Below are 22,834 nucleotides of genomic sequence, written 5' to 3'. Positions count from 1 at the left end.
TTGAATATTGATAAGACCTGCATGAACAGCGTCTTTTTTGGGGGATGAATGGATTTGTGGACTGCCTTTTCGGCATTGATTCTTGGCGTAGTGGAAGGCTTGACGGAGTTTCTGCCGATTTCCAGCACCGGGCACCAGATCATTGTCGCCGACTTGCTTGAGTTCGGTGGCGAGCGCGCGATGGCGTTCAACATTATCATCCAGCTCGGCGCGATCCTGGCGGTGGTCTGGGAGTTCCGGCGCAAGATCTTCGACGTGGTGCTGGGCCTGCCGACGCAACCCAGCGCCCGCCGCTTTACCGCCAACCTGCTGATCGCCTTCCTGCCTGCCGTGGTCTTGGGCGTGCTGTTAGCCGACTGGATCCACCACTACCTGTTCAACCCGATCACGGTGGCCACCGCGTTGGTGGTGGGCGGCCTGGTGATGCTCTGGGCCGAGAAGCGCCAGCACCAGGTGCACGCTGAAACTGTGGACGAGATATCCTGGAAGGACGCGCTGAAGGTCGGCCTGGCCCAATGCATTGCGATGATCCCAGGCACCTCCCGTTCCGGTGCGACCATCATCGGTGGCCTGCTGTTCGGGCTGTCGCGTAAAACCGCTACCGAGTTTTCGTTCTTCCTGGCGATGCCGACCATGGTCGGCGCGGCAGTCTACTCGGGCTACAAATACCGTGAGTTGTTCGTCCCGACGGATTTCCCGGTGTTCGCCATTGGCTTCGTCACGGCGTTCATTTTCGCCATGATTGCGGTCAAGGGCCTGCTGCGATTCATCGCCAGCCACAGCTACGCCGTGTTCGCCTGGTATCGAATCGCCTTCGGCCTGTTGATCCTGGCAACCTGGCAGTTCGGCTGGGTAGACTGGACCGCTGCCAAGCCATGAACGAATCAGGCAGCCGCAAACGCGCCGGGCGCAATGCTGAAGGCAGCGTGCAGCACCTGCGGCTCAAACTGATGGTGTTTGCGCTGCTCTGTGCCTTGCCGTTGTTCGGTTCGCTCCTGTTCGGGCTGCGGGCGGTGTCGTGGGTGCCGATGGTGGCTTACGGCGTCGTCAGCGTGGTGGCGTTCCTGCTGTACTGGAGCGACAAGCGCAAGGCGCGCGCCGACACCTGGCGCACCCCGGAGAACGTGCTGCATGCGGTGGAGCTGGCCGGCGGTTGGCCCGGAGCCTTGCTGGCCCAGCAGCTGTTTCGCCACAAGACCCGCAAAGTATCGTTTCAGGTCGTGTTCTGGTTCATCGTGCTGCTGCACCAGGTGTTCTGGATCGACCAATTGTTCCTGGGCAGCTATCTGTTCTGAATGGCTAGAGCAACAAGCCCACCTGCGTGCGCTTGGACAATTTGCTGACCACCAATTGGTGTGAGCGTTGCAGCAGACCACGCAGCTCTTCGGCACCCAGCGGGTAGGGCACCTGCATGATGACCCACTGGGCCCGCGCCAGGTAAGGGGCGGGATGAATGCCCGGCCGGTCGCAATGGCCCAGGAACAGATCCTTGTCGACCTTGAACGCCAGCGAGTCGCCTCGCAGGCCCTGCAGGGCGAACATCTTGTTCCCGGCAATGGAAAATACCCGTACGCCACCCCATTTGTAGTCCTCCCTGGCGCCGGGCAGGCCCAGGCAAAACTGCGCGACATCCTCTTCGCTCAACCTCATATCGTTCTATCTCCACAGCCCTCGAAGGCTTCCACCAAATGATCGATCCATGCACGCACCGCTGGCAGCATGCCGCGCCGATGCGGGTAGACCGCCTGGAGCCAGCCATCGGGCGATGACCATCCAGGCAAGAGTTCCACCAGTGTGCCGTCCTGCAATTCCTGCTCGCAATACATGCTCGGCAATAAAGTGAAGCCCAGGCCGGCGAGGGTACAGGCGCGGCGCACAATGAAGTCGTCAATGCCCAGGCGGGCTTCCAGGCCCAGTTCCACACGCTGCCCATCTGCGCTGACCAGGCGCAGGTGCACCTGGCGATCGGCTTCCAATGCCCCCAGCACCGGCAACTGTTTGAGGTCATCCGGGGTTTCGATCCGCCGTCCTTCGACAAAGGCCGGGCTGGCAACCATCATCAGCCGCGCCTGGCGCAGGCGCCGGGTCATCAGCAAGGGATCCTCGTCCCCCAGGTCGCGCACGCGCAACGCCACATCGATGCCTTCGCCGATCAAGTCCACCCGCCGGTTGAGCAGGGTCATATCCAGTTGCACCAAAGGGTATTTCACCAGGAAGGTTTCGATCACTACCGGCAGAAACTGGTGGGCCAGCCCCACCGGGCTCGACACCCGCAATCGGCCACGGGGTTCGCTGGACATGCTCGCCACCGCTTCGTCGGCCATTTCGGCCTCCAGCAACATGGCCTGGCAATGGCGCAGATAACGTTCGCCGACCGCGGTCAATTTCAATTGGCGGGTGGTGCGCTGGAGCAACCGGGCGCCGAGGCGTTCTTCCAGCTCGGCGATGCGCCGCGACAGTCGTGACTTGGGAATGCCCAGCAACCGTCCGGCCGCCGCGAAACCGCCGGCTTCGACGACTTTGGCGAAGTAGTACAAGTCATTGAGGTCTTGCATGTTGAACTCGATTGTCCTGTCAGTGGGACAAACTATCGCATTTGTGCTGACTTATCGATCATTGGCTTCATCGATAGGATTGTCGCCAATTGATCGCCCGGTTGCGGTCCTCACTTGGAGAGCACTGACATGAAACTGCTGCACATCGATTCGAGCATCCTCGGCGACAACTCCGCTTCCCGCCAATTGAGCCGTGAAGTGGTTGAAGCCTGGAAAGCCGCCGAGCCAGGCATCACGGTGACTTATCGCGACCTGGCCGCTGACGCCATCAGCCATTTTTCCGCCCAGACCTTGATCGCCGCTGGCACCAGCGCCGAGTTGCGCGACGCGGCCCTGAAGCACGAAGCTGACCTTAGCGCCGAGACGATGGCAGAATTCCAGGCGGCGGATGCGCTGGTCATCGCCGCGCCGATGTACAACTTCAGCATTCCGACTCAACTCAAGGCCTGGATCGACCGCATTGCCGTCGCTGGCCAGACGTTCCGCTACACCGAAGCCGGCTTCGAAGGCCTGTGCGGTGGCAAGAAACTGGTGATCGTCTCCACTGCGGGCGGCTTGCATGCCGGCCAACCTAGTGGCGCGGGTCATGAAGATTACCTGAAAGTGATGTTCGGCTTCCTTGGTATCACCGACATCGAATTCGTTCGTGCAGAAGGGCTGGCCAAGGGCGACGACATGCGCAATAAGGGCATGAACGAAGCCCAGGCGCAGATCGGCGAACAGTTCGCCGCCGCGTAAGGCTTGCGTAAAGGCTCCAAAGCTATTGGGGCAACCTTCGTAAAACCCTGTATTCTCGTCGTCATTGGATGGCCGGGATGCAGGGTTTTGCTGCATTCGGCGCCGGGTTTTATGGCGCAGGTTATGCACGGCCAAGACGGCGAGCGACGGGGCCTTCCCGTGCGCTGGTGAAGGTGGAAGATTCGATGACGCGTTTTGGTGCAGCGCTGCTGCTTTGCTTGTTTGCCAGTCTCGGTTCAGTGCAGGCCGCACCGGGGCCGCATCCGCATTGGAGCGCCGGTTTCCATGAGCTGAGCTTTCTCGATCCGCTGGATCAGCAGCCGATGCACGCCATCGCCTTTTATCCGTCCACCGACCGGGAACAGTCCAGCCTGCTGGGTGGCTACCAGATCGATGCCGCGCCAGACGCCCAGATCGCCATCGGCCGCTTTCCGCTGCTGATGCTGTCCCATGGCAATACCGGTACGCCGCTGGCCCTGCATGACCTGGCCACCTCCCTGGCACGCAAGGGGTTTGTCGTGGTGGCAGTGATTCACCCCGGCGACAACGCCCAGGATCACAGCCGGCTTGGCACCCTGAGCAACCTGTACGGGCGGCCGATCCAGATTTCCGAAGCCATCACCGCCACGCTCAATGACCCGATGCTCTCGCCGTTCGTCAACGCCGGGCAGGTCGGGGTGATCGGCTATTCGGCCGGCGGCGAAACCGCGTTGATCCTGTCCGGTGCGACGCCGGACCTCAATCGTCTGCGCCGCTACTGCGTGGAGCGACCGGATGACCGAGACGCCTGCAATACCCAAGGCGAACTGATCGTTGACCGCGATGACCTGCAACCAGTGGCTGATCCCAGGGTCAGGGCATTGTTGTTGATGGCGCCATTGAGCCTGAAGTTTGGCCGTCATACCCTGGCCGATGTCCACGTGCCGGTGCTGCTGTACAGCGGCGATGGCGACAAACTCGTGGCCTTCGACAAGAATGCCGCCGCGCTGGCCCGCAAGCTGCCCACTGCACCGGACTTCAAGACCCTGGCCGGCGCGGGGCATTTTGTTTTCCTGGCACCGTGCACCGACGAACAGATCGCCGCGATGCCGGCGCTGTGCACGGATGCTGACGGTGTCGATCGCAAGGACATCCACCGCACCATGATCTCCGAGGCCAGCCGTTTCTTCGGCGAGGCCTTGGGCAAGCCAACCCGGGCGGGGATGAGGACGGCTGATCAATAAGCTGTTCACTTAAGCGTTCCCGGAGATTCTGATCTTCTGTTCCGAGGGGCATGGTTTTTACGTAAGGATGGTGTGTATATCCATTTCTGCGGTAACGGCGGCTTAGGGTTCCGCCCTGACGGCGGGTCACTTTTGAGAAGCCCGGAAGCCGGCCCAGTCAAAAGTAACCAAAACGCTTCTGCCCCACCACTCGGTGCCTCGCTTAGGCTCGGCATGCCTTCGTTCAGCCAGCGTGGTTAACGGGGTGCCGAGATCAACGTCCAACGCGAGGCGGCCTAACAGCCGACCTGGTTCTGGGTGATCGCGTTTCTCCTGTGGGAGCGGGCTTGCTCGCGATGGCGGTGGCTCAGCTACATAGATGCTGGACGTGTCGCGCTCTTGCTTTGCTTTGGATTTTGATCTCGACGCCCCGTTAACCACGCTGGCCGAACGCAGGCATTGTGGAGTGGGCACCTCGGCATGGATGCCGAGGTAGCCGCGCTGGGCCATGGATGGCCCTTCGCGGCGGGCCCACGGAGCAATGCCGGAGTGAGGGCACACCGAGCCTAGGCGAGGTGCCGAGTGGTGGGGCAAAGCGTTTTTGGTTACTTTTGGCGCTCTTCCAAAAGTGACCCGCTGTCAGAGCGGAACCCTAAGCCGCCGTTACCTAAATAACGGATATACACACAAGAACAAGTAAATACCGGACCTTCAGTATTACGATCAATAAGGTGCGCTTACGGCTCGGCGACGCAGCAGCAGAGTCAGACCCAGCCCGGTAAGGGACAACAAGGCAGCACAGAAGAAGATCGACGAATAGCCCAGGTTCAACGCCACCGCCCCCATCAGCGGACCGGCAATCGCCAGCGCCAGGTCAAAGAACACCGCATAGGCGCTCAAGCCGGCCCCCCGGCTGGTATTAGGCACTTGCTTGATGGCCTCCACCCCCAGCGCCGGGTATACCAACGATAGCCCGAAACCAGCCAGCCCGGCACCGACCAGGGCGAACGCGGTGGACGGCGCCAGCCACAGCAATACCAGCCCAAGGGTTTCGATGCTCATGCAGGCAATGGCCGAGTTGAAACCCCCGAAACGGGCGATGCTGGAAATGAACAACAACCGCGCCAGGATGAAGCAGACACCGAAGACTGTCAGGCACCAGGCCGCGCCGGTCCAGCCGCGACTGATATAGAACAGCGTGATGAATGTGGTGAGCGTGCCGTAGCCGATCGACGCCAGGCTCAGGCCCGCCCCGAACGGCGCAATGCGTCCAAACACCGCCCAGAAAGGCAAGCGCTCGCCGCGAATGACCGGCACCGACGGCTTGTTACGAATGATCAACAGCGCCGCCCCGGCCAGCAGCGACAAGGCGACGCCCAGGCTGGCGAACCCCAGCTCACCGACCATCACCACGCCCAGCGGGGCGCCGATGGCGATGGCTCCGTACGAAGCGATGCCGTTCCAGGAAATCGAGCGGGCGGTGTGCTCCACACCCACTTGGCCCATGCACCAACTGATGGTGCCCACGCCAATCAGCCCTTGGGCCACGCCGAGCAGCAAGCGCCCAACAATCAGAATCAACAGGCTGGGTAGGGGAAAGCTTTGCAGCAAGGTCGAGAGCAGAGTCAGTACGCCGCTGAGCACAATCCCCGACAGCCCATAGACGATTGCCCGCTTGGTGCCGACGCTGTCCGACAGCCGCCCGGCCATGGGGCGGCTGAGCAGGGTCGCCAAGTACTGTGAACCGATGGTCAACCCGGCCACCACCGCGCTGAAGCCCAGTTGTTCGTGGACATAACCCGGCAGCACGGCAATGGGCAGGCCGATGCAGAGGAAGGCGATGAAGGTGTAGAAAACGATGGAGACGATCTGCAGGGTGACCGACAGGGAGCTGGAGGCAGGTGAGGGCGTGGGCATAGGGCTCGTTCGCGGGCAGCGGTAAGAGAGCCTCATCATGGCGCGAGGAGGGGATAAAAGAAAGCAGGCTAACTAAATGTGCTTGGGGAGCCGGATGTTCAGTTTCAATTGAGGTTGTATGCACCGGCCCCTTCGCGAGCAAGCCCGTTCCCACAAGGGATTGGGCTCACCAGGGAGAAACAGGTCGGCTGTAAGGCCGCCTCGCGAGCAAGCTTTGCTCCCACAGGGCTGATGGGTGCACGACCGGGATAGCTGCGCTGGGCCATGGATGGCCCTTCGCGGCGGGTCCACGGAGCAATGCCGGAGTGAGGACATGCCGAGCCTAAGCGAGGCACCGAGTGGTGGGGCAGGAGCGTTTTGGTTACTTTTGACTGGGCCGGCTTCCGGGCTTCTCAATAGTGACCCGCCGTAAGGGCGGAACCATAAGCCGCCGTTACCACAACAATGGATATGTACCCAGGTCAACAAAATCCTGGCCAGCTGTCAGGCCGCCATCGCGAGCAAGCTCGCTCCCACAGGTTTTTACCTTGGAATGCAAAAAGCCCTGTCACAGTGGGCAGGGCTTTGCTTTTGCAGCGAACAGCCAAGGGCTGTCCTTAGAACACCACACCCTGGCTACGCAGGTAGTCGTCATAGGTGCCGCTGAAGTCAACCACGCCATCGGCGCTCAGCTCGATGATGCGGGTGGCCAGGGAGGAGACGAACTCACGGTCGTGACTGACGAAGATCAGCGTGCCCGGGTAGTTTTCCAGCGCCAGGTTCAGCGCTTCGATCGATTCCATGTCCAAGTGGTTGGTCGGTTCGTCCATGACCAGCACGTTGGGTTTTTGCAGGATCAGCTTGCCAAACAGCATGCGGCCTTGCTCACCACCGGAAATGACCTTGACCGACTTGAGGATCTCGTCGTTGGAGAAGAGCATGCGGCCCAAGGTGCCACGAACCAGTTGTTCGCCGCCCTGGGTCCACTGGCCCATCCAGTCGAACAGGTTGACGTCGTCCTCGAAGTCGTGGGCATGGTCCTGGGCGTAGTAGCCCAGCTCTGCGGCGTCGGTCCATTTCACGGTACCGGCATCGGGTTCCAGTTCATTGACCAGGGTGCGTAGCAAGGTGGTCTTGCCGATACCGTTCGGGCCAATGATCGCCACGCGTTCACCGGCTTCGACGGTGAAACTGAAGTCCTTGAACAGCGGCTTGCCATCAAAACCCTTGGCCATGCGTTCGACAATGACCGCCTGGCGGTGCAGTTTCTTGGTCTGTTCGAAGCGAATGAACGGGCTGACACGGCTCGAAGGCTTGACCTCGGCCAGCTGGATCTTGTCGATCTGCTTGGCGCGAGAGGTGGCCTGCTTGGCTTTCGAGGCGTTGGCCGAGAAGCGGCTGACGAACGACTGCAGCTCGGAAATCTGTGCTTTCTTCTTGGCGTTGTCCGACAGCAGTTGCTCGCGGGACTGGGTCGCCACGGTCATGTACTCGTCGTAGTTGCCCGGGAACAGGCGCAGCTCGCCGTAGTCCAGGTCCGCCATGTGGGTGCAGACACTGTTCAGGAAGTGACGGTCGTGGGAGATGATGATCATCAGGCTCGAACGCTGGGTCAGCACGTTTTCCAGCCAGCGGATGGTGTTGATATCCAGGTGGTTGGTCGGTTCGTCGAGCAGCAGCACTTCCGGGTCGGAGAACAGCGCCTGGGCCAGCAATACACGCAGCTTCCAGCCTGGCGACACTTCGCTCATCGGGCCGAAATGCTGCTCGATGCCAATCCCCAGGCCCAACAGCAGTTCACCGGCACGGGATTCGGCTGTGTAGCCGTCCATCTCGGCAAATTCGGTTTCCAGCTCGGCCACGGCCATGCCGTCTTCTTCGGTCATTTCCGGCAGCGAATAGATGCGATCGCGCTCGGCCTTGACCTTCCACAGCTCTTCGTGACCCATGATCACGGTATCGATCACGGTGAATTCTTCGTAGGCGAACTGGTCCTGGCGCAGTTTACCCAGGCGCACGTTCGGTTCGAGCATGACCTGGCCGCCGGACGGCTCGAGGTCACCACCGAGGATTTTCATGAAGGTCGACTTGCCGCAACCGTTGGCGCCAATCAGACCGTAGCGGTTACCCGCGCCGAATTTGACAGAGACGTTTTCGAACAGTGGCTTGGCGCCGAACTGCATCGTGATGTTAGCTGTAGAGATCAAAGGTTTATCCTGCGGAACATTCAGAGTAGCTAAGGGTGCGGCAGTACCTGTTCAGTACCTGTTTGCGCACGTCCCGACCGCGCAAAGGCGTCGCGGTCGCAAGCGCAAGGGTCCATCCGGCATAAGAGGACAGCAGCAATACGGAGCGCCTGGCCCGGTAGACGTGCGCCGAAGCCGCGTTTGCGGTATCGACCAAAGGGGGCGCGTAATAGTTGGCGGCGATTGTACTGGTCTGGCCGCATAAACGATAGGGTATTGCCCGGGCAAGACAGTTTTTCACAATTGAAGGATAACTTTCGGTTACAAACTGTGGCTAAAATGCCATCTCACCCTATGCCATCTCCCTTGCCGCTTGGCTGGCCCGGGGAAACGACCTGTTCACTCCAGCATTGTGATGGTTTTTCGTGAAGCTCATCATTGTCGCGCTCTACATCTTCTCCATTGGCTACGTTCATCTGCGCGGTCGCGTGCGGCATAAGTTCGGACGCCAGTTGAGCGATCATTCGTCGTTTCTCGCGCCGATCAATTGCCTGCTGTACCTGTGCTCGAAACTGCCCAACAGGCCGTTCCTGAGCCCGGCGCAGTTCCCGGACCTGACCCCGTTGCAGGCCCACTGGCAAGAGATCCGTGCCGAAGGCCTGGGCCTGCTGCACGCGGGGGAGATCAAACGTTCCGAGCAATACGACGATGTGGGTTTCAACTCGTTCTTCAAGACCGGTTGGAAGCGTTTCTACCTGAAGTGGTACGGCGACAGCCATCCTTCGGCCATGAAGCTGTGCCCCCGCACCACCGAACTGGTGCAGAGCATCGGCTCGATCAAGGCAGCGATGTTCGCCGAGTTGCCGCCGGGCTCGAAACTGGTCCGGCACCGCGACCCCTACGCCGGGTCCTATCGGTATCACCTGGGCCTGGAAACGCCCAACGATGCTGGTTGCTACATCAATGTCGATGGCGAGCCTTATCATTGGCGCGACGGCGAGGCGGTGATCTTCGACGAAACGTTCATTCATTACGCCGAGAACACCACCGCCCAGAACCGCATCATTTTGTTCTGCGACGTGGAGCGGCCCATGAAGTTTCGCTGGGCAGCCGCGTTCAACCGCTGGTTCAGCCGCACCGTGATGGCGGCGGCCGGTGCGCCCAACGACGCGGGCGACAGGACGGGTGCCTTGAACCGGGCGTTCTCCAGGCTCTACAAGATACGGTTGCAGGGCAAGGCCCTGAAAAAACGCAACCGCACGCTTTATTACCTGCAGAAGTGGGCGTTCTTTGGTGGCTTGCTGGTGATCTTTATCTGGATGTAGGCGCTGGCGAAGCCTGCGATCTTTTGATCTTGATCGTTCGCTCTGGACTCAATGGGTTGTGGAAAGATCGCAGCCTCGTTGCACTCGACAGCTCCTACATTCAGTCGGTGGGTTTTTGCGCATCCAGTTGCTCCCACATCCTGGCCGTGATCCGCTGGCGGTGGTTGTAGCCTTCCCAAGGATCGGCGCTCAAGCCCTTGGCTCGTTCCAGGGCGGTATAGATGTCCCATTGCTGGGCGTTGCGCAGGGTCTGCAGTTCGGCCCGGGCAATCGGCACCGAGACCGGCAGGCCGGGCCTGGCGCGCACCGAGTAGGCGGCCACCGTGCTCGCGCCGCGGGCGTTGCGCAGGTAGTCGACGAATATTTTCCCGACGCGGTTCTTCGGTCCCATGGTGGCCGTGATGCGCTCTGGCATTTGCCGGGTCAGGAACTGTGAGATGGCCTTGGCGAACGCCTTGGTGGTGTCCCAGCCTTCACTTCTCGCCAAGGGCACGATCACATGCATGCCTTTGCCACCGCTGGTCTTGAGAAAAGCCTGCAAACCCAACTCGTCGAGCACCGCCAAGGTCATGTGGGTCGCCTCGATCATGGCGCTCCAGGGCAGCGAAGGATCCGGGTCCAGGTCCAGGACAAACAGGTCGGGGGTCTCGATCCGGTCGTGGGTCGCGGTCCAGGTGTGCAGTTCCACCGTGCCCATCTGCGCCGCGCTGACCAGGGCGTGGATGTCATCGATTTCCATCAGCGCTGCATGGCCCGGGTCCAGTCGCGGATCCAGCTGTTTGATATGGGGAATCTCCAGGCGATCGGCGTGTTTTTGAAAGAACTGCTCTTCGCCGATACCGTCCGGTGCCCGCAGCAGCGCGACCGGCCGCTGCTTGAGGTGCGGCAGGATCCATGGGGCGATGTCCAGGTAATACTGCGCCAGCTCGGCCTTTTGCACACCGCTGACACTGTCGATGACCCGATCGGCGTGGGTGATTGTCACGCCGTCGACTTTGGCCGCGCGGGCTTTGCTGCGACGCTTGGGTTCTGGCGTCGCGGGCTTTATCGGCAGGGGCTGCTCGCGAACTACCTTGTTGGCCGGCATAGTGCTCGACAAGTCCAGGAAAATAGCCTGGCGCACCTGGTTGTCGCGGCTCCATTCTGTGAACTCGACCTCGCAGGTCAGGCCGGGCTCGACCCATTGCACGCCGCGCCCCCGCACACCGTCGAGTGGCAACGCCAGTGGCGAAGTCTCGCGCTGCTGCGCGCACAGTTGCGCGTGTAATTGTTTGATTTGCGCCTGGCTGAACCCTGTCCCGACCCGACCGGCGTACACCAGCCCCGAGGGCCCGTTGACAGCCAGCAACAGCGCGCCGAAACCGCTGCGCTTGCCTTGGGGGCGGGTGAACCCGACGATGACGAAAGCCTGGCGCAACCGGCACTTGAGTTTTACCCAATCGGCGCTTCGCTGGGACATATAGGGGCTGCCCAGGCGCTTGCCGACCACGCTGTCCAGTGAGAGCGCGATAGCGCTTTCGAACATGTCGTGCTGGCTGGCGGAAAACCACTCGGAAAAGCGCAGGCGCTTGCTGGCGTTGTTGCCGAGGGCTTTTTTCAGGGCTGCACGACGCTCTTCCACCGGCGCCTGGCGCAGGTCGGCACCATTGAGGAACGGCGCATCGAACAGGAAATACACCATGTCGACGGTGCGGCTGATGTCGAAGGCCTGGCGCAGGGCCGCGAAATCGGCGTGGCCGGTCTCATCGAGCAGAACCAGTTCGCCGTCGAGCCAACTGTCCCCCAGGTTCAACCCGGCCAGGGCGTCGGCATGCAGCTTCAGTCGCTCGGTCCAGTCCTGGTGATTGCGATTGAACAAGCGGACTTCGCCATGTTCGATGCGGGTCAGCAGTCGATAACCGTGGAATTGGACTTCATAGCGCCATTCGCCGGTGGGCGGTTCTTCCACGGGCGTGGCCAATTGCGGCGCCAGGCGCTCGGGCAGGCGGTTTTGAGGCGCCTTGCGGGCCGTCGTAGCGTCCGACTTGGCGTTGGACAAACGAGCAGATTCACTCTCGGCGTTGGCCATGACAGATTCCCTTGTATTGCGCACGCCAGGGTTTACCCCCGGGAGGCCTTGGTGGCTTTTTTGGCAGGAGCGGATTTGCCGGCTTTCGCAGGTTTTGCAAGGGGCTTCCCGGCGGATTTGTCGGTGGCCTTGCCCTTGCTGCCCAGGCTGCGCTTGAGCAACTCGGTGAGGTCGATGACATCGGCGGTCTTGCGTTGTTCTTCGCCCGGGTCGGTTTCCACCGCTTCGAGGCGGCCTTCGTTGGCCTTTTTCTCCACCAGTTCCATGATTTTGTCTTCGAAACTGTCCCGGTATTCCTGTGGCTCCCAGTCGGCGCTCATGTCTTCCACGAGACGCTTGGCCATTTCCAGCTCGCCCTTGGCCAGGGTCGGGTTCGTCACCTCGTCGCCCAGCTCCAGGACATCAAGGTCGCGTACCTCCGCGGGCCAGCGCAGCATCACCAGTACCAGCGCCGATTCAAGGGGCATGAGCGCCGCCAGGTGCTGGCGGGTGTGCAGCACGACATGGGCCAGGGCGACCTTGTTGGTCTTGACCAGGGTTTCGCGCAGCAGGGCATAGACTTTGCCACCGCGTTTGTCGGGGGCGAGAAAGTAGGGCGTGTCGATGTTCTGCAACGGGATCTTCTCGCTGTCGACAAAGGCAAAGATATCGATGGTCTGGGTGGACTTGGGGTGGGCGGAACGAATTTCTTCCTCGCTGAGCAGCACGTACTGGCCTTTCTGGTACTGGACGCCCTTGACGATGTCGTCCTTGGTCACTTCCCTGCCCGTGGCCTTGTTGACCCGTTTGTAGCCCACCGGGTCCATGCTGCGTTTGTCCAGCCAGTCAAAATCCACACCCTGGGACGAGGTGGCCGACACCAGCGCGACAGGAATGTGGACCAGCCCGAAACTGATTGCGCCTTTCCAGATTGCCCGTGCCATGGTGGTGTTGTCCTTGCCGGTGGATGTCTTTCTGGTGACCTTCGCGCCTTGGGAAAAGTTTCCATTGTGGGAGCGAGCTTGCTCGCGATGGCGACGGTGCAGGCGCCATTGACGCAAGCTGGCCCGCCGCTATCGCGAGCAAGCTCGCTCCCATATTGGTTCGGAGACTCTTCGTTACATCTTCGCCCGGACATTTCGCTTAACAAGGGCGAACCTGCGGCGTAGCGTGTTTTCGATATGCCTGAACTCAAGAGGTGTCCGAATGAACAGGCTGATAATTGCCATCATGACGCTGTTGCTGACCGCCGCCGCCCAAGCCGCCACGCCTGGCGGAGGCCCCGTGGTTCTGACCCAGAATCTGCCGGGCAACAACAATCCCTATAACAGCCCGACGCGGCGGGCCAATCCCAACAGCATGCAGGGCACGCGGTCCAATGTGCCGACGATTCATGACAACCCGACGGTGCCGGTACCGCGCCCACCGACCCTGGAAAACGGCGGCATCGGCAATGGTTATCCCCGGTCCGGCCAGCCCTCGGGTTCGCCGCGCCCCACCATCGAGTCTCCTACGCCACCCAGGAGCAGCCAAAATGGCAACCGCTAGGTACTGGAGACAGTCGCTCTCTTTTCAAACCACAGAAGGAATTGTGCATGTTGCGTAAAACACTCCTGGCCGCATGTTGCGCCAGCGCTGCCCTGACCCTTGCCACGCCGGCGGCTGGCGCGCCGACCCAATCATTCAAGAGCGAGGAGGGCACCGTGGAAGTGACCACCGTGGTCAAGGGGCTGGAGCACCCTTGGTCTGTCGCATTCTTGCCTGGTCAGCAGGGCATGCTGGTGACGGAGCGACCGGGCAACCTGCGCGTGGTCAGCCCCGATGGCCAATTGTCCGCACCCTTGAGTGGCGTGCCAGAAGTGTGGGCCAAGGGCCAGGGCGGTCTGCTGGACGTGGTGCTGTCGCCCGACTTCAAGCAGGATCGCACCGTCTACCTGTCTTATGCCGAGGCGGGCGCAGACGGCAAGGCTGGCACCGCCGTGGGGCGCGGGCAACTGTCCGAAGACCTCAAGAGCCTGAAGAATTTCGACGTGATCTTTCGTCAGCAGCCCAAGTTGTCCACGGGCAACCACTTTGGCTCGCGCCTGGTCTTCGACCGGGACGGTTATCTGTTCATTACCTTGGGGGAAAACAACGAGCGGCCCACTGCCCAGGACCTGGACAAGCTGCAAGGCAAGGTCGTGCGTATCTACCCCGACGGCAAGGTGCCCGACGACAACCCCTTTGTCGGCCAGAAAAACGTCCGTCCCGAGATATGGTCCTACGGCATGCGCAATCCCCAGGGGGCGGCCCTCAACCCTTGGAATGGCACGTTGTGGGAGAACGAACACGGGCCCAAGGGCGGTGATGAGATGAACATCATCGAGCGTGGCAAGAACTACGGCTGGCCACTGGCGACTCATGGCATCAATTACTCCGGTGCCCCGATTCCCGAAGCCCAGGGCAAGACTGTCGAGGGCACCGTTGGCCCACACCACGTCTGGCAGGTGTCACCGGGGCTCAGCGGCATGGCGTTCTACGACCATGATCGTTTCAAGGCCTGGCAGCGCAACGTGTTCATCGGGGCGCTGGTGCCCGGGGAACTGATCCGCCTGCAATTGCAGGGCGACAAGGTCGTCCACGAGGAGCGTTTGCTGGGTGAGCTCAAGGCGCGAGTCCGGGATGTTCGCCAGGGCCCGGACGGTTACCTGTATGTGCTGACGGATGAGGACGACGGGGCGTTGTATAAAGTCGGACTCAAGTAATTGTAGAAAATGTGGGAGCGAGCTTGCTCGCGATGGCTTTGGGTAACCGACATTGATGCTGACTGACACACCGCTATCGCGAGCAAGCTCGCTCCCACAGGTAATGCTGTTCACTTGAGACTGTCGCCACAGCTAATCAATATTTGCCATTGACTTGCCAACAACGCACCGCTAATTTCCACCCATGACTTCAACCGTACTGCGCAGCCAGCCAAGCATTATTACCGCCATTCCTTATTTGGCGGGTTAGCTGACGGCTGCACCCAACCCGCCCTGGAGGCGGGTTTTTTCTTTCTGTCTCCTGGGCTCTGCCCGAACCAGGAGATCGCCATGACCGTTACCCGCACCGAGCAAGCCCTGCTTGAGCACTACGTTAAGAAGATTCTCGCCGCGCCGGTCTATGAGCTGGCCGTGCGCACGCCACTGCAAGCGGCTCCCGCATTGTCCGAGGCCTTGGGTAACCGGATCCTGCTCAAGCGCGAAGACCTGCAACCGACTTTTTCCTTCAAGATCCGCGGTGCCTACAACAAACTCGTGCAACTGACCCCGGAGCAGCGTGCCCGTGGCGTCATCACCGCGTCCGCCGGCAATCATGCCCAGGGTGTCGCGCTGGCGGCACGGGAATTGGGGATTTCGGCCAGCATCGTCATGCCTGTGACCACTGTGCAATTGAAGGTGCTGGGCGTGCGCAACCGAGGCGCCGAAGCGATTCTGCACGGGGAAAGCTTTCCGTTTGCCCTGGCGCACGCGCTGGACCTGGCCGAGCAGACCGGGCGGGAGTTCGTCTCGCCTTTCGATGACCCGGACGTGATCGCCGGGCAGGGTACCGTCGCCATGGAAATCCTGCGCCAGCACCCCGGCCAGCTGGATGCGATTTTCGTCCCGGTCGGCGGCGGTGGGCTGATCGCCGGGATCGCGGCCTACGTCAAGTACCTGCGCCCGGAAGTACGCATCATCGGCGTCGAGTCGCAGCATTCTGCCTGTCTCCAGGCGGCGCTGGCAGCCGGTGAGCGGGTTACCTTGCCAGAGGTGGGAACCTTCGCCGATGGCGTGGCCGTGGCGCAGATCGGCGCCCATGGCTTCGATATCTGCCGTTTCTGTGTCGATGAAGTGATGACCGTGAGCAACGATCAACTGTGCGCCGCGATCAAGGATATCTATGACGATACCCGCTCCATCACCGAACCGTCGGGCGCACTGGGGGTGGCAGGCATCAAGCAGTACGTGGCGCACACGGGGGCGCGAAGCCAGACGCTGGTGGCGATCGATTCCGGTGCCAATATCAATTTCGACAGCTTGCGCCACGTGGCCGAGCGTGCGGCGGTGGGCGCGTTTTGAGTTTTTTACGCTACGTCACACTTTTTTTGAAGCAGGCGACGGATGCCCGTTTGCGTCTTCGCAATAGGGGCTACTCTAGGTTGCGAGCAGGATAAAAGCGATTGCAGTTTGCATGGAAAAAGTAGCGTTTCCTTGCATTTTGCACGAGCTCTCTGGCGCGGGACGAAGCTAAGCGCTTGATTCAGATCAATCCGCAAGGTCTTCAATACAGGCATACTTCTTGCGGGATGATTCAAGAGTTCGCCTGGCGAACTCGTTGACTGAAAACGCTAAAAAGAACGAACGAACGGCACGGTATTCGTAGTCCCAGTCCGCAGGGAAGAAAACGGACGAAAATACCGCCGGCGTGAACATAAGTTGGCCGCCTCAACAGGAGAGAGTCGCCATGTTTCTATCTGCCCTCGAAATGCGAAACATCATTGAAAGCAGCTTGTTGCCCAAGCGCTCGCAATGCACCTTGTCACCTGAGCTCAAGATGACGGTCAAGATTTACGACGATCATGCAACCGATCGCGTGGCTTTGATCAAAACCGACATCGATGCCAATAAACTCACCGGTTGCCGGGCCATCAACGACCTGATCGCGGAGCTGCGTACCGAGCTCGACCACAACCCTGCCGCTGGCAATCACTTTCATCAGCAACACCAGCGGATGACTGGCCGCTGATAAAGGCCTTGTCCTTGTAAGCCTGACGCTCGGGTCCGGTCATGTCCGAACCCGGCGTCCAGTTTTTTAGCTGCGATGCGCCATTCAGTTCAATTGTTGCCTATAGGGCAGGTCTGGCCCGGTTTTGCCGCAAGTCAGGGCGGCCGCGCGAATGGCGAATTCAAGCATTGCGCTGATCTGTTCCCGGGTCAGGGTGTGCAAGCCCTCGACCGAATCCAATTGTTGTTCAGTCAACCACGCAATCAGTGCGGCCTGGAAGGTATCGCCTGCACCCACGGTGTCGGCGATCGTCACCGGACAGGACGGCAGCGACCATGAGCCGTGTTGGCGACTGAAGACCGTAGCGCCCTGGCCGCCACGGGTCAGGAAGACCAATTGGCAGCGGTTCCCCAGCCAACCTTCGATGATCGACTCCGGTTCTTTCCCGGGGTAGAGCAGGTTCAGGTCTTCGTCACTGACCTTGACCAGGTCGGCATATTGCACCAGCGTCGCAATCCGCGAGCGCCACAGCTCGATATCCGGCTGCGGGTTGAGTCGCACATTCGGGTCGAGGCTGATCAGGCGGCGGCCGCTTTCGCGTTGCATCAGGGCCAGGAGCGTATCGGCGATGGGCTGGACCACCAGTGAGAACGAGCCGAAATGCAAGCCGCGTACCTCGGGGCCCAGGTCCGGTAGATGCGCCAGGCTCAGTTGTCGGTCCGCACAGCCGTCGCCGCGAAAACTGTAGTGGGGCGAACCATTGGCGCCTACGGCGACCATCGCCAGGGTGGTTGGTGCGTCGAAGTCCACCAGATATTGGGCGCTGACACCTTCATTGAGCAAAACCTGCTGCAAGCGTCGTCCCAGGTAGTCGGTGGACAACCCGGTAAACAGCGCCGATTCAACACCCAGGCGACGCAGCCCCACGGCCACGTTGAACGGTGAACCACCGGCAATAGCCTTGTAGTTCACTTGCGAGGCCGGGCCATCCGCCTCGGTCTCACTGAAAAAATCAAACAGCGCTTCACCACACACCAAATACATAGTTTCCCGCTCTCAAAGGGTTGCGACGTGTTGTCGATAACGTTCATAAGCCTGTTGCGACGCCGCGACATGCGCGGCGATTGGCCGGGTTTCGCTGCTCGGGTCGAGCTTGACGCAGCGCTCGCACAGTTCGGCCAAGCCTGTCTGTGAACCGGAGTGGCACCATGCTGCCTGGATCGCCGCCCCCAAGGCAGCTGCTTCGCTCTGTTCGGTGCAAATGACCGTGGTGTCCATGATGTCGGCGACGATCTGCCGCCACTCCGCGCTCTTCGAACCACCGCCGATCAGGCGAATGCTCTGGGCCTGGAGTCCGTTGGCCCGCAGCAGGTCCAAGCCATAGCGCAAACCGAAGGTCGTGCCTTCGACCACGGCGCGACACAGGTTGGCCCGGGTCAGGTTGGTAGTGGTCAGGCCCAGCAGGCTGCCGGTGGCGTGGGGCAGGGCGGGAACACGCTCGCCGTTGAGGAACGGCAGCATGCACACGCCCTCGGCGCCAATCGGAGCCTGGACCACCAGGGCGTTGAACGTGTCGATGTCCAGCGCCAGCAATTCGCGAATCGCCCCGGTGGCGTTGGTCAGGTTCATGGTGCAGATCAACGGCAGCCAGCCACCGCTGGAGGAGCAGAACGTCGCCACGGACGGCTGTGGACTGACCGCAGGTTCGGCGGCATAGGCGTAGACCGTACCGGAGGAACCGAGGCTCATGGTGATCACGCCGGGCTGGATGTTCCCGGTGCCGATGGCGCCCATCATATTGTCGCCACCACCACTGGCCACCACCGCCTCGGGGTTGATGCCCAAGTGCGCAGCAATGGCCGGCAGGATGCGTCCGACCGGTTGATGGGCCTCGATCAGTTCCGGCAGCGCTGCTTGCAAGCGACCGCTGGGGTCGATGTGTTGTAACAGTTGCACGTCCCATTGGCGGGTGCGTACGTTGAAGTAGCCGGTTCCCGAGGCGTCGCCGTATTCGCTGCAATGGCGGCCGGTGAGCCAGTAGTTGAGGAAGTCGTGAGGCAGCAGGACGCTGGCGATGCGTTCGAAAACCTGGGGATGCTGCTCCCGCGTCCAGAGCAGCTTGGAAACCGTGTAGCCTGGCGCGATCACCACGCCGAGGCGTTCGAGGCTGCCGTCTTCACCACCCAGGTGCGCCAGGAGCCGATCGTTTTCCGGCGTTGTCTCGGTGTCGCACCACAGCTTGGCCGGGCGCAGCACCTGGCCTTGGTCATCGAGCAACACCAGGCCGTGTTGCTGGCCGGAGACGCCGATGCCGAGGATCGCCTGGCCATCGACCCCAGCGTCCGCCAAGGCTTGGTGCGTCGCCTGGGTGAATGCATCGAGCCATTGCTGGGTGTCTTGTTCGCGGCGACCGTTGGGGCTGCTGATCATGGCGTGCGCCGCGGCACCCTGGCCCAGGACCTGGCCACTGGTCGCGTCCAGGATCAGCGCCTTGGTGCCTTGGGTGCCGCAGTCGATGCCCAGGAACAGTTGTTGGTTTGCCATGGAAAAACCCCTGAGTGGTCAGATCGTTCCCACGCTCTGCGTGGGAATGCAGCACGGGACGCTCCGCGTCCCCAAGAAGCCGAACGCGGAGCGTCCGTCGAGGCGTTCCCACGCAGAGCGTGGGAACGATTAAACCTCAGTTCACGTCAGTCAGTATCCGCTCAAGCGTTCGCGTTACCCCGTGTTCGCGCAAGCTGTTGCAGCACCATTCGAATGCTGCCACGAACTCCGGCGAGCGGGGAATGGCGGTGCCAAAGATTTCTTCCACCTCCAGCACCCGCTGGGTCACCAGCGCATCGTCAGCCACCAGTGCCTGGCAGAACGCTGCCCGTGGGTCCGGGATTGAATACGTCACGCCGTTCTCGTCAACGCCCTTCAGGTACACGGCCCAGGCGGCCACCACCAGCGCCGCGCGGCGGGTTTCGCCACCGTCGGCGATCAAGCGGTTAATGGTCGGCACCGTGAATTTTGGAAACTTCGACGAGCCGTCCGAACAGACCCGTTCCAACTGGTCGGCAATGGCCTGGTTGGAAAAACGCTCCACCAGGGTGTTCTTGTAGTCGGTCAGGTCGATGCCCGGCACTGGCGCCAGTTGCGGCGTCACGTCCAGGTCCATGTAGGCGCGCATGTAACGCACGAACAGCGGATCGTTCATGGTCTCGTGGACGAAGCGATAACCCTTGAGAAAGCCGAGGTAGGTCAACGCCAGGTGGCTGCCGTTGAGCAGCTTGATCTTCATCTCTTCATAGGGGGTGACGTCATCGGTGAACTGCACGCCGACCTTTTCCCAGGCCGGGCGACCGTTGACGAACTTGTCTTCCAGGACCCATTGCACGAACGGTTCGCAGACCACCGGCCAGGCGTCGTCGATGCCATGTTCATCATGCAGTTGCAGGCGATGGGCCACGCTGGTCATGGGCGTGATGCGATCGACCATGGCGTTGGGGAAACTGACGTTGCGGTCGATCCATTGCCCCAGCTCCGCATCGCGCAGCGCGGCGAAGGCCAGCAGCGCCTTGCGAGTCACGGCGCCGTTGTGAGGCAGGTTATCGCAGGACATCAGTGTGAACGCCGGGGTGCCGGCCGCGCGGCGCTTGGCCAGGGCGGCGCAGAGGAAACCGAAGACGGTTTTCGGCGCGTCAGGATGGGCCAGGTCGTGCTGGATCTGCGGCAAGTGGGCCATGAACTCACCGTTGCTGTCGTCGATGCAATAGCCGCCCTCGGTGATGGTCAGCGAGACGATGCGGATCTGCGGATCGGCGAGTTTGTCGATCAGCGCCTGGGCGCCATCTTCAGCCAGCAACATGTCATTGATCGCGCCGATCACGCGAACTTCGGTGTCATCGGTGTCGCCCAGTTCGTACAGGGTGAACAGGTAGTCCTGGCCGGCCAGGTCATCCCGGGCACGGCGATCCTCGGCCCGCAGGCCCACGCCGCAGATGGCCCAGTCCAGATCGGCGCCGGTATTCATCAGCGCGTCGGTGTAATAGGCCTGGTGCGCCCGGTGGAAACCGCCGACGCCGATGTGGGCGATGCCCTGGCGGACGTCGCCCAAAGGGTAGGCGGGCAGGGCGACGCCAGGGTTGAGGTTGTGCAGGTTTTGTCGGTTGAGTTTCATCGCAGGTCTCGGCAATCAGGCGGCGGCGCGCAGCGCGCGGGTCACCGCAACGCCCTCGGCATCGAATAAGTGGCAGTGTTCAGCGTCCAGGTGCAGGCTCAGTTGCTCGCCGAAACGGCTCGCCAGGTCGCCGCGAACGCGCATGGTCAAGGCTTCGCCGGAGGCCGTGACGACGTGACAGAAGGTGTCGCTGCCCAGCCGCTCGCTGACGTCGGCGGTGACTTGCAGGGTGCAATCACCCGGTTGCGCCAGATTCAGGTGTTCGGGGCGAATCCCCAGGGTCACCGCGCCGCCGACGCTCAGGCTGGCACCGCTCAAGGGCAGGCTGATACGGGTGCCGGCGTCCAGCAGCACTTCACAGCCCTGACTGTCCAGGCCGGTGACCTTGCCTTTGAGAAAGCCCATTTTCGGCGTGCCGAGGAACCCGGCGACAAACAGGTTGGCTGGCTGGTGATACAGCTCCAGCGGTGAACCGACCTGTTCGATGCGCCCGCCATTGAGCACCACCACCTTGTCGGCCAGGGTCATGGCTTCGACCTGGTCGTGAGTCACGTAGATCATGGTCGCCTGCAACTCTTTGTGCAGGCGTGCCAGTTCCAGGCGCATCTGCACCCGCAGGGCCGCGTCGAGGTTGGACAGGGGTTCGTCGAACAGGAAGATTTTCGGGTTGCGCACGATGGCCCGGCCAATCGCTACACGCTGGCGCTGGCCGCCAGACAGTTGCTTGGGCTTGCGCTCGAGCATCGGCCCCAGCTCAAGGATGCGCGCCGCTTCGTTGACCTTCTTCTCGACCTCGGCCTTGGGCACGCCGGCCAGGTCCAGGGCGAAGGACATGTTCTTGCGCACGCTCATGTGCGGGTACAAGGCGTAGGTCTGAAACACCATCGCCAGGTCACGCTTGGCCGGGCTGACTTCGGTAATGTCCCGGCCATCCAGTTCGATGGTGCCGTCACTGACTTCTTCAAGGCCGGCGATCAGCCGCAGCAGCGTGGACTTGCCACAGCCCGACGGGCCGACGAAGACCACGAACTCGCGGTCGTTCACCTCAAGGTCGATGCCCTTGATGATGGAGAAGCCTTCGAAACCCTTTTGCAGATTCTTGATTTTCAGGTTGGCCATGATGATGGGCCTCCACTTCTGATTATTGGGTAGGGCGCGTTATTTCACCGCGCCGAAGGACAAACCGCGCACCAGCTGTTTCTGGCTGATCCAGCCGAAGATCAGGATCGGCGCGCAGGCCAGGGTCGAGACGGCCGACAATTTGGCCCAGAACAAACCTTCCGGGCTGGAATAGGAGGCGATCAACGCCGTCAGTGGCGCGGCCTTGGAGGAGGTGAGGTTCAGCGACCAGAAAGCCTCGTTCCAGCACAGGATCAGTGACAGCAGCACAGTGGAGGCCAGGCCGCCCTTGGCAATCGGCAGCAGCACGCGGACCATCTCCTGCCACAGCGTGGCGCCATCCAGGCGTGCGGCCTCGAGGATGTCGCGGGGAATGTCCTTGAAGTAGGTGTAAATCATCCAGACCACGATGGGCAGGTTGATCAACGTGTAGATGACGATCAACGCGAGACGCGTGTCCAGCAGGCCAAATTGCTTGGCCAGCAGGTAGATCGGCATCAGCACGCCCACTGGCGGCAGCATCTTGGTGGAGAGCATCCACAGCAACGTGCCTTTGGTGCGCTGGGTTTCATAGAACGCCATGGAGTAGGCCGCCGGCACCGCAATCAGCAGGCACAGGGCGGTGGCGCTGAAGGAAATCACCACCGAGTTCCAGGCGAAGCTGAAGTAGTTGCTGCGCTCGTTGATGTGCAGGTAGTTCTCCAGCGTGGGCGTGAAGATGAACTGCGGTGGCGTGGCGAACGCGTCGATTTCAGTCTTGAAGCTGGTCAGCACCATCCAGAAGATCGGGAAGAAGATCAGGATCGCGATGGCCCAGGCCAACGTGCCCAGCAGCAGGCTTTGCAGGCGACGGGATTGTTGAAGAGTCATGGCGAC

The 22,834-nt window shown here is 61.3% G+C and carries 21 protein-coding genes; 9 read left to right on the top strand and 12 right to left on the bottom strand.

Annotation, left to right across the window (positions count from 1 at the left end):
* The first annotated feature begins 48 nt into the window (after nucleotides 1-48).
* Nucleotides 49-879: an undecaprenyl-diphosphate phosphatase gene (locus tag F7R20_RS12895; protein WP_003202359.1), complete on the top strand. Its 831-nt coding sequence runs from the start codon at nucleotides 49-51 to the stop codon at nucleotides 877-879.
* Nucleotides 876-1,295, top strand: coding sequence for a DUF1294 domain-containing protein (locus F7R20_RS12890; RefSeq protein ID WP_003202356.1), 420 nt, complete (start codon nucleotides 876-878; stop codon nucleotides 1,293-1,295). The genes F7R20_RS12895 and F7R20_RS12890 overlap by 4 nt, the downstream gene beginning before the upstream one ends.
* A 4-nt stretch (nucleotides 1,296-1,299) precedes the next feature.
* On the opposite strand, the gene F7R20_RS12885 is transcribed toward F7R20_RS12890, so the two are convergent.
* Together F7R20_RS12885 and F7R20_RS12880 are read right to left on the bottom strand one after the other, a co-directional pair.
* Complete coding sequence (locus F7R20_RS12885) at nucleotides 1,300-1,650, bottom strand: MmcQ/YjbR family DNA-binding protein (RefSeq protein ID WP_003202354.1); 351 nt, start codon at nucleotides 1,648-1,650, stop codon at nucleotides 1,300-1,302.
* Nucleotides 1,647-2,555, bottom strand: a complete 909-nt coding sequence (locus F7R20_RS12880) for a LysR substrate-binding domain-containing protein (protein WP_003202353.1) — start codon at nucleotides 2,553-2,555, stop codon at nucleotides 1,647-1,649. Before F7R20_RS12880 ends, F7R20_RS12885 begins: the two co-directional genes overlap by 4 nt.
* Nucleotides 2,556-2,684: 129 nt before the next feature.
* Here F7R20_RS12880 and F7R20_RS12875 point away from each other — a divergent pair, with 129 nt between their 5' ends.
* Together F7R20_RS12875 and F7R20_RS12870 are read left to right on the top strand one after the other, a co-directional pair.
* Nucleotides 2,685-3,293, top strand: a complete 609-nt coding sequence (locus F7R20_RS12875; RefSeq protein ID WP_003202352.1) for an FMN-dependent NADH-azoreductase — start codon at nucleotides 2,685-2,687, stop codon at nucleotides 3,291-3,293.
* A 185-nt stretch (nucleotides 3,294-3,478) separates the two neighbouring features.
* On the top strand, nucleotides 3,479-4,516 hold the full coding sequence (locus tag F7R20_RS12870; RefSeq protein ID WP_003202350.1) for an alpha/beta hydrolase family protein: 1,038 nt from the start codon (nucleotides 3,479-3,481) through the stop codon (nucleotides 4,514-4,516).
* Nucleotides 4,517-5,218: 702 nt separating this feature from the next.
* Here the strand turns inward: F7R20_RS12870 and F7R20_RS12860 are convergent.
* Nucleotides 5,219-6,412 carry an MFS transporter gene (locus F7R20_RS12860; protein ID WP_003202348.1) on the bottom strand — a complete coding sequence of 398 codons (1,194 nt, stop codon included), beginning with the start codon at nucleotides 6,410-6,412 and terminating at the stop codon, nucleotides 5,219-5,221.
* A 596-nt stretch (nucleotides 6,413-7,008) separates the two neighbouring features.
* Nucleotides 7,009-8,598: an ABC-F family ATPase gene (locus F7R20_RS12850; RefSeq protein ID WP_003181279.1), complete on the bottom strand. Its 1,590-nt coding sequence runs from the start codon at nucleotides 8,596-8,598 to the stop codon at nucleotides 7,009-7,011.
* A 404-nt stretch (nucleotides 8,599-9,002) separates the two neighbouring features.
* Here F7R20_RS12850 and lpxO point away from each other — a divergent pair, with 404 nt between their 5' ends.
* Nucleotides 9,003-9,902 (top strand): lipid A hydroxylase LpxO, encoded by a 900-nt coding sequence (lpxO, locus tag F7R20_RS12845; RefSeq protein ID WP_003202345.1) that lies wholly within the window; start codon nucleotides 9,003-9,005, stop codon nucleotides 9,900-9,902.
* Between the two features lie 100 nt (nucleotides 9,903-10,002).
* Here lpxO and ligD read toward each other — a convergent pair whose 3' ends face one another.
* Together ligD and ku are read right to left on the bottom strand one after the other, a co-directional pair.
* Nucleotides 10,003-11,970: a DNA ligase D gene (gene ligD / locus F7R20_RS12840; protein ID WP_050516640.1), complete on the bottom strand. Its 1,968-nt coding sequence runs from the start codon at nucleotides 11,968-11,970 to the stop codon at nucleotides 10,003-10,005.
* A gap of 32 nt (nucleotides 11,971-12,002) precedes the next feature.
* On the bottom strand, nucleotides 12,003-12,893 hold the full coding sequence (gene ku / locus F7R20_RS12835) for a non-homologous end joining protein Ku (RefSeq protein ID WP_003202342.1): 891 nt from the start codon (nucleotides 12,891-12,893) through the stop codon (nucleotides 12,003-12,005).
* A gap of 262 nt (nucleotides 12,894-13,155) precedes the next feature.
* Between ku and F7R20_RS12830 the strand changes: the two genes are divergently transcribed.
* From F7R20_RS12830 to ilvA, 3 genes are all read left to right on the top strand, one after another.
* Nucleotides 13,156-13,497 carry a hypothetical protein gene (locus F7R20_RS12830; protein WP_003202340.1) on the top strand — a complete coding sequence of 114 codons (342 nt, stop codon included), beginning with the start codon at nucleotides 13,156-13,158 and terminating at the stop codon, nucleotides 13,495-13,497.
* 47 nt (nucleotides 13,498-13,544) lie between these two features.
* Entirely contained in the window at nucleotides 13,545-14,693 is a 1,149-nt protein-coding gene (locus tag F7R20_RS12825; RefSeq protein WP_003202339.1) for a PQQ-dependent sugar dehydrogenase, read from the top strand.
* Nucleotides 14,694-15,023: 330 nt separating this feature from the next.
* Nucleotides 15,024-16,031 (top strand): threonine ammonia-lyase, biosynthetic, encoded by a 1,008-nt coding sequence (ilvA, locus tag F7R20_RS12820; RefSeq protein WP_003202336.1) that lies wholly within the window; start codon nucleotides 15,024-15,026, stop codon nucleotides 16,029-16,031.
* Nucleotides 16,032-16,217: 186 nt separating this feature from the next.
* On the opposite strand, the gene F7R20_RS31635 is transcribed toward ilvA, so the two are convergent.
* The gene (locus F7R20_RS31635; protein WP_155252630.1) at nucleotides 16,218-16,385 is read right to left on the bottom strand and encodes a hypothetical protein; all 168 of its coding nucleotides are present in this window, start codon (nucleotides 16,383-16,385) and stop codon (nucleotides 16,218-16,220) included.
* Between the two features lie 31 nt (nucleotides 16,386-16,416).
* Here F7R20_RS31635 and F7R20_RS12815 point away from each other — a divergent pair, with 31 nt between their 5' ends.
* Entirely contained in the window at nucleotides 16,417-16,698 is a 282-nt protein-coding gene (locus tag F7R20_RS12815; RefSeq protein WP_003202334.1) for a DUF1652 domain-containing protein, read from the top strand.
* Nucleotides 16,699-16,782: 84 nt separating this feature from the next.
* On the opposite strand, the gene F7R20_RS12810 is transcribed toward F7R20_RS12815, so the two are convergent.
* The 5 genes from F7R20_RS12810 to F7R20_RS12790 all read right to left on the bottom strand — a co-directional run bounded on the left by F7R20_RS12810 (nucleotide 16,783) and on the right by F7R20_RS12790 (nucleotide 22,828).
* Complete coding sequence (locus tag F7R20_RS12810) at nucleotides 16,783-17,721, bottom strand: carbohydrate kinase family protein (protein ID WP_003202332.1); 939 nt, start codon at nucleotides 17,719-17,721, stop codon at nucleotides 16,783-16,785.
* Nucleotides 17,722-17,733: 12 nt separating this feature from the next.
* Entirely contained in the window at nucleotides 17,734-19,221 is a 1,488-nt protein-coding gene (gene xylB / locus F7R20_RS12805; RefSeq protein WP_003202330.1) for a xylulokinase, read from the bottom strand.
* Nucleotides 19,222-19,357: 136 nt separating this feature from the next.
* Nucleotides 19,358-20,839 carry a mannitol dehydrogenase family protein gene (locus tag F7R20_RS12800; protein WP_003202328.1) on the bottom strand — a complete coding sequence of 494 codons (1,482 nt, stop codon included), beginning with the start codon at nucleotides 20,837-20,839 and terminating at the stop codon, nucleotides 19,358-19,360.
* Between the two features lie 15 nt (nucleotides 20,840-20,854).
* Nucleotides 20,855-21,958: an ABC transporter ATP-binding protein gene (locus tag F7R20_RS12795; RefSeq protein WP_003202326.1), complete on the bottom strand. Its 1,104-nt coding sequence runs from the start codon at nucleotides 21,956-21,958 to the stop codon at nucleotides 20,855-20,857.
* Nucleotides 21,959-21,997: 39 nt separating this feature from the next.
* Nucleotides 21,998-22,828 carry a carbohydrate ABC transporter permease gene (locus F7R20_RS12790; RefSeq protein WP_003202324.1) on the bottom strand — a complete coding sequence of 277 codons (831 nt, stop codon included), beginning with the start codon at nucleotides 22,826-22,828 and terminating at the stop codon, nucleotides 21,998-22,000.
* Between the last annotated feature and the right edge of the window lie 6 nt (nucleotides 22,829-22,834).

Origin of the sequence: Pseudomonas brassicacearum subsp. brassicacearum (genome assembly GCF_008801605.1) — a bacterium.
GTDB classification, from domain to species: Bacteria; Pseudomonadota; Gammaproteobacteria; order Pseudomonadales; family Pseudomonadaceae; genus Aquipseudomonas; species Aquipseudomonas brassicacearum.
Note: the sequence above shows the minus strand (reverse complement) of the source record. Positions and strands in the feature narration are given on the sequence as shown.

What these genes read in the sequence shown, in the direction of transcription:
- F7R20_RS12895 (WP_003202359.1), top strand. Translation starts at nt 49, where the DNA reads ATGGATTTGTGGACTGCCTTTTCGGCATTGATTCTTGGCGTAGTGGAA.
- F7R20_RS12890 (WP_003202356.1), top strand. Translation starts at nt 876, where the DNA reads ATGAACGAATCAGGCAGCCGCAAACGCGCCGGGCGCAATGCTGAAGGC.
- F7R20_RS12885 (WP_003202354.1), bottom strand. Translation starts at nt 1,650, where the DNA reads ATGAGGTTGAGCGAAGAGGATGTCGCGCAGTTTTGCCTGGGCCTGCCC.
- F7R20_RS12880 (WP_003202353.1), bottom strand. Translation starts at nt 2,555, where the DNA reads ATGCAAGACCTCAATGACTTGTACTACTTCGCCAAAGTCGTCGAAGCC.
- F7R20_RS12875 (WP_003202352.1), top strand. Translation starts at nt 2,685, where the DNA reads ATGAAACTGCTGCACATCGATTCGAGCATCCTCGGCGACAACTCCGCT.
- F7R20_RS12870 (WP_003202350.1), top strand. Translation starts at nt 3,479, where the DNA reads ATGACGCGTTTTGGTGCAGCGCTGCTGCTTTGCTTGTTTGCCAGTCTC.
- F7R20_RS12860 (WP_003202348.1), bottom strand. Translation starts at nt 6,412, where the DNA reads ATGCCCACGCCCTCACCTGCCTCCAGCTCCCTGTCGGTCACCCTGCAG.
- ligD (WP_050516640.1), bottom strand. Translation starts at nt 11,970, where the DNA reads ATGGCCAACGCCGAGAGTGAATCTGCTCGTTTGTCCAACGCCAAGTCG.
- ku (WP_003202342.1), bottom strand. Translation starts at nt 12,893, where the DNA reads ATGGCACGGGCAATCTGGAAAGGCGCAATCAGTTTCGGGCTGGTCCAC.
- F7R20_RS12830 (WP_003202340.1), top strand. Translation starts at nt 13,156, where the DNA reads ATGAACAGGCTGATAATTGCCATCATGACGCTGTTGCTGACCGCCGCC.
- F7R20_RS12825 (WP_003202339.1), top strand. Translation starts at nt 13,545, where the DNA reads ATGTTGCGTAAAACACTCCTGGCCGCATGTTGCGCCAGCGCTGCCCTG.
- ilvA (WP_003202336.1), top strand. Translation starts at nt 15,024, where the DNA reads ATGACCGTTACCCGCACCGAGCAAGCCCTGCTTGAGCACTACGTTAAG.
- F7R20_RS31635 (WP_155252630.1), bottom strand. Translation starts at nt 16,385, where the DNA reads ATGTTCACGCCGGCGGTATTTTCGTCCGTTTTCTTCCCTGCGGACTGG.
- F7R20_RS12815 (WP_003202334.1), top strand. Translation starts at nt 16,417, where the DNA reads ATGTTTCTATCTGCCCTCGAAATGCGAAACATCATTGAAAGCAGCTTG.
- F7R20_RS12810 (WP_003202332.1), bottom strand. Translation starts at nt 17,721, where the DNA reads ATGTATTTGGTGTGTGGTGAAGCGCTGTTTGATTTTTTCAGTGAGACC.
- xylB (WP_003202330.1), bottom strand. Translation starts at nt 19,221, where the DNA reads ATGGCAAACCAACAACTGTTCCTGGGCATCGACTGCGGCACCCAAGGC.
- F7R20_RS12800 (WP_003202328.1), bottom strand. Translation starts at nt 20,839, where the DNA reads ATGAAACTCAACCGACAAAACCTGCACAACCTCAACCCTGGCGTCGCC.
- F7R20_RS12795 (WP_003202326.1), bottom strand. Translation starts at nt 21,958, where the DNA reads ATGGCCAACCTGAAAATCAAGAATCTGCAAAAGGGTTTCGAAGGCTTC.
- F7R20_RS12790 (WP_003202324.1), bottom strand. Translation starts at nt 22,828, where the DNA reads ATGACTCTTCAACAATCCCGTCGCCTGCAAAGCCTGCTGCTGGGCACG.